Source organism: Streptomyces sp. RP5T (assembly GCF_003933965.1).
Lineage (GTDB): Bacteria > Actinomycetota > Actinomycetes > Streptomycetales > Streptomycetaceae > Streptomyces.
Map to the genome: position 1 here is coordinate 1 of NZ_RSAJ01000802.1, position 3,110 is coordinate 3,110.

Here is a 3,110-nt window from a genome sequence, read left to right on the forward strand (position 1 = left end):
GCACCAGTGGCACCGGGGAATCCGCCAGGAGCACCTGCTCCACCGGGCGCGCCCGCGCCCGCGGCACGGACCGCTGCCCGGGCCGCGGCCGGACCGCCGCCGGGCGGCACGTCCACCGAGGGCGGGACGGCGGCGGAGGGCGGGACGGCGACCGCCGAGGGACCCGGGGCGGCTCCCCCGTGCGCCTCCGGCCCCGGTACGTACCCCATGGCGGGGGCGCCGCCGGCCGAGAAGTTCACGCCCCGCTCGATGCGGTCGAGGCGGGCCATGACCGAGCGCTCGTCCCCGTAGGCGGCCGGGAGCAGCACGCGTGCGCAGATGAGCTCCAGCTGGAGACGGGGTGAGTTGGCGCCGCGCATCTCCGTCAGTCCCTGGTTGACCAGGTCGGCTGCGCGGCTGAGCTCGGCGGCGCCGAAGGTGCCGGCCTGGGCCTGCATGCGCTCGATGACGTCGGCGGGGGCGTCGATGAGCCCCTTCTCGGCGGCGTCGGGGACGGCGGCGAGGATGACCAGGTCCCGGAGCCGCTCCAGCAGGTCGGCGACGAACCGGCGCGGGTCGTTGCCCCCCTCGATGACACGGTCGACGACCTCGAAGGCGGCGGCGCCGTCGCCGGTGGCGAAGGCCTCGACGACGGAGTCGAGGAGGGAGCCGTCGGTGTAGCCGAGGAGGGAGGTGGCCATGGCATACGTCACACCCTCCTCGCGCGCGCCGGCGAGAAGCTGGTCCATGACGGACATGGAGTCCCGGACGGACCCCTGGCCGGCCCGCACGACGAGAGGGAGCACGCCCTCCTCGACGGGGATGTTCTCCTTGCCGCACACCTCGCCGAGGTACTCGCGCAGGGTGCCGGGCGGCACGAGACGGAAGGGGTAGTGATGGGTCCGCGACCGGATCGTCCCGATGACCTTCTCGGGCTCGGTGGTGGCGAAGATGAACTTGAGGTGCTCCGGGGGCTCCTCGACGACCTTCAGCAGCGCGTTGAACCCGGCCGACGTGACCATGTGGGCCTCGTCGATGATGTAGATCTTGTAACGGCTGCTCGCGGGGCCGAAGAAGGCCTTTTCGCGCAGCTCACGGGCGTCGTCCACACCACCGTGAGATGCCGCGTCGATCTCGATGACGTCGATGGACCCCGGCCCGTTCCGGGCCAGGTCGCGGCAGGACTGGCACTCGCCGCAGGGGGTCGGTGTGGGCCCCTGTTCGCAGTTCAGGCACCTGGCGAGGATGCGTGCGCTGGTCGTCTTGCCGCATCCGCGCGGACCGCTGAACAGGTACGCGTGATTGACCCGGTTGTTCCGCAGCGCCTGCTGCAGCGGGTCGGTGACATGCTCCTGCCCGATGACCTCGGCGAACGACTCCGGGCGATAGCGGCGGTACAGCGCGAGAGACGACACGCATACGAGGTTATAGGCGCCCACTGACAACCCGACCCCGCGCGGGCGCTCCGTCCGGACCGACCCCGCCCGGGAACTCAAACGCCCCCCACGCACCCGCCAGAGCCAACCTACCCTTGCTGCCTTCCGGCCCTGGGGGAGTTCAGTCAGATAGCGCCGCGTGAGGGGCTGCCCAAACAGTACCCGATGGCGAGGGGTGGGAACGAGTTCGCGAGCACTCCTCAACGTCTTGTATTGTTTGCCGCGGAGGATTCGCCTAGAGGCCTAGGGCGCACGCTTGGAAAGCGTGTTGGGGGCAACCCCTCACGAGTTCGAATCTCGTATCCTCCGCCAGTGCCTCACCGGGCACGATGTCGAAGGGCCCCACCGTTCGCGGTGGGGCCCTTCGTCGTTGTCCGTCTCAGTTGGCCGACCACCGCTCCGTTGGGATCAGGCGCCTCGCCAGCTTCAGCGTATGAGGATGAGCGAATGGATCTCATGAGCATGAGCGAGCGCGAGTACTGGGCGAACGTGGCGAAGCGACCCGGGATGTTCGTGGGTCAGGTCACGGTGGCCCGGTTGGAGTCCTTTTTGGGTGGATACGACGCTCACGCTCAGCGGCACGGCGGCCCCGGGCTGGACGGCTGGCGTGAGTGGCTGGTGGCCCGACGCGGCCGCGAATGCAATCACGCCTGGCCGGGCCTGGTCCGCCACCTTGCCCTACCTGACGGTTGGCATCACTGGCAGCTGTCACCGGAGCAGGAGGAGCGCGTCATGGCAGTGCTTTTCGCGCTGCTCGATGACTTCTTGGCCGAACGCGAAGCGGGAATCCACACGGTCTGACTTGCCGCGCATCGCTCAGTCTTCTCCAAGCGGCTCCTACAGCGCGTCTCCAACCTGCTGCGTAACCTTCCGCAGCAGCGTCCCAGTGACGTGCATGTACCGGGCGCGCATCCGGGCCGCTCCCCCAGGCTCCCAACCCATGATCGCTTCGACCACGACGTCCGGGACGCCAAGGATCAGGAGGACGGTCGCCTCCGCCTCGGCGACACTCGCCTCCGAGAGCGGATCAGCAAGCCGGAACTGGTGCCCCTTTCCCCCGGACTTGCCCCTCGCTCCAAAGACCTGCGGCGCGGCCTGCCTCCTGTCTGCGCCCCGGCTGGGTGATCTTCTGCGTCCAGGCCCTCCGGGCGTTCGTCCTCCATGCCCATGTGCCAGCGCAGCGTCCGCAGCACCGAGGCCGGAGTGTCGGCGCTCAGGAACATGAGAAGACAACTTCGTAGTGATCGCTCATGGCGCGCATTGTGTACGGCACCACTGACATTGCCACGCGGTGAGGCCGTGAGCCGCGTGCCAGACGAGATGCCAGATCGGGCGGGGAACCACGGGGAACACCAGGGAACCAACCGACCGCCCACCAGGCCCCAAAATGCCCTTAGCTTCCCAAGCTTAGGTGCTCCAGGCCGGAAGCCACTGTAGAAGCGCTAGCAACGTGAGGGAGCAGGCACGGCAGCAGGCTTCGGCTTCGAGCTCCGCTGAGTGCGCCGAGCGCCGTGATTCACGCCCTACTATCGACCAATTTATCTGATTTGTATTAGAGGTCTCACTCAAGGAGTCTCAATGACGAAGTCAAGCCGCCTGCGTGAGCGGCGGGACGGAGGTGAAGATCCTTCCGTCACGCAAGAGCGCCCACAGGACGCTGGCCCGCCGACGGGCCAGGGCGATGACGGCTTGGAC

At 68.4% G+C, this 3,110-nt stretch carries 2 protein-coding genes, 1 tRNA gene, 1 other RNA gene and 1 pseudogene; 2 read left to right on the plus strand and 3 right to left on the minus strand.

What is annotated here, in order from left to right; all coding sequences use genetic code 11:
- Positions 1-1,394, minus strand: a 1,394-nt coding sequence (locus EHS43_RS41215) for a DNA polymerase III subunit gamma and tau (RefSeq protein ID WP_125195634.1), incomplete at its 3' end; no start/stop codon positions are given.
- Between the two features lie 74 nt (positions 1,395-1,468).
- Positions 1,469-1,567: signal recognition particle sRNA small type (gene ffs / locus EHS43_RS41220), an RNA gene on the minus strand.
- Between the two features lie 72 nt (positions 1,568-1,639).
- On the opposite strand from ffs, the gene EHS43_RS41225 reads away from it, so the two are divergent.
- Both EHS43_RS41225 and EHS43_RS41230 read left to right on the plus strand, forming a co-directional pair.
- Positions 1,640-1,727, plus strand: a tRNA-Ser gene (locus EHS43_RS41225).
- 135 nt (positions 1,728-1,862) lie between these two features.
- The gene (locus EHS43_RS41230) at positions 1,863-2,216 is read left to right on the plus strand and encodes a hypothetical protein (protein ID WP_125195635.1); all 354 of its coding nucleotides are present in this window, start codon (positions 1,863-1,865) and stop codon (positions 2,214-2,216) included.
- 36 nt (positions 2,217-2,252) lie between these two features.
- On the opposite strand, the pseudogene EHS43_RS48495 reads toward EHS43_RS41230, so the two are convergent.
- Positions 2,253-2,408 (minus strand): annotated as a pseudogene (locus EHS43_RS48495) (site-specific integrase); the annotation flags it as partial.
- Between the last annotated feature and the right edge of the window lie 702 nt (positions 2,409-3,110).

Coding starts and splice junctions, on each gene's coding strand:
- EHS43_RS41230 (WP_125195635.1), top strand. CDS start 1,863: ATGGATCTCATGAGCATGAGCGAGCGCGAGTACTGGGCGAACGTGGCG.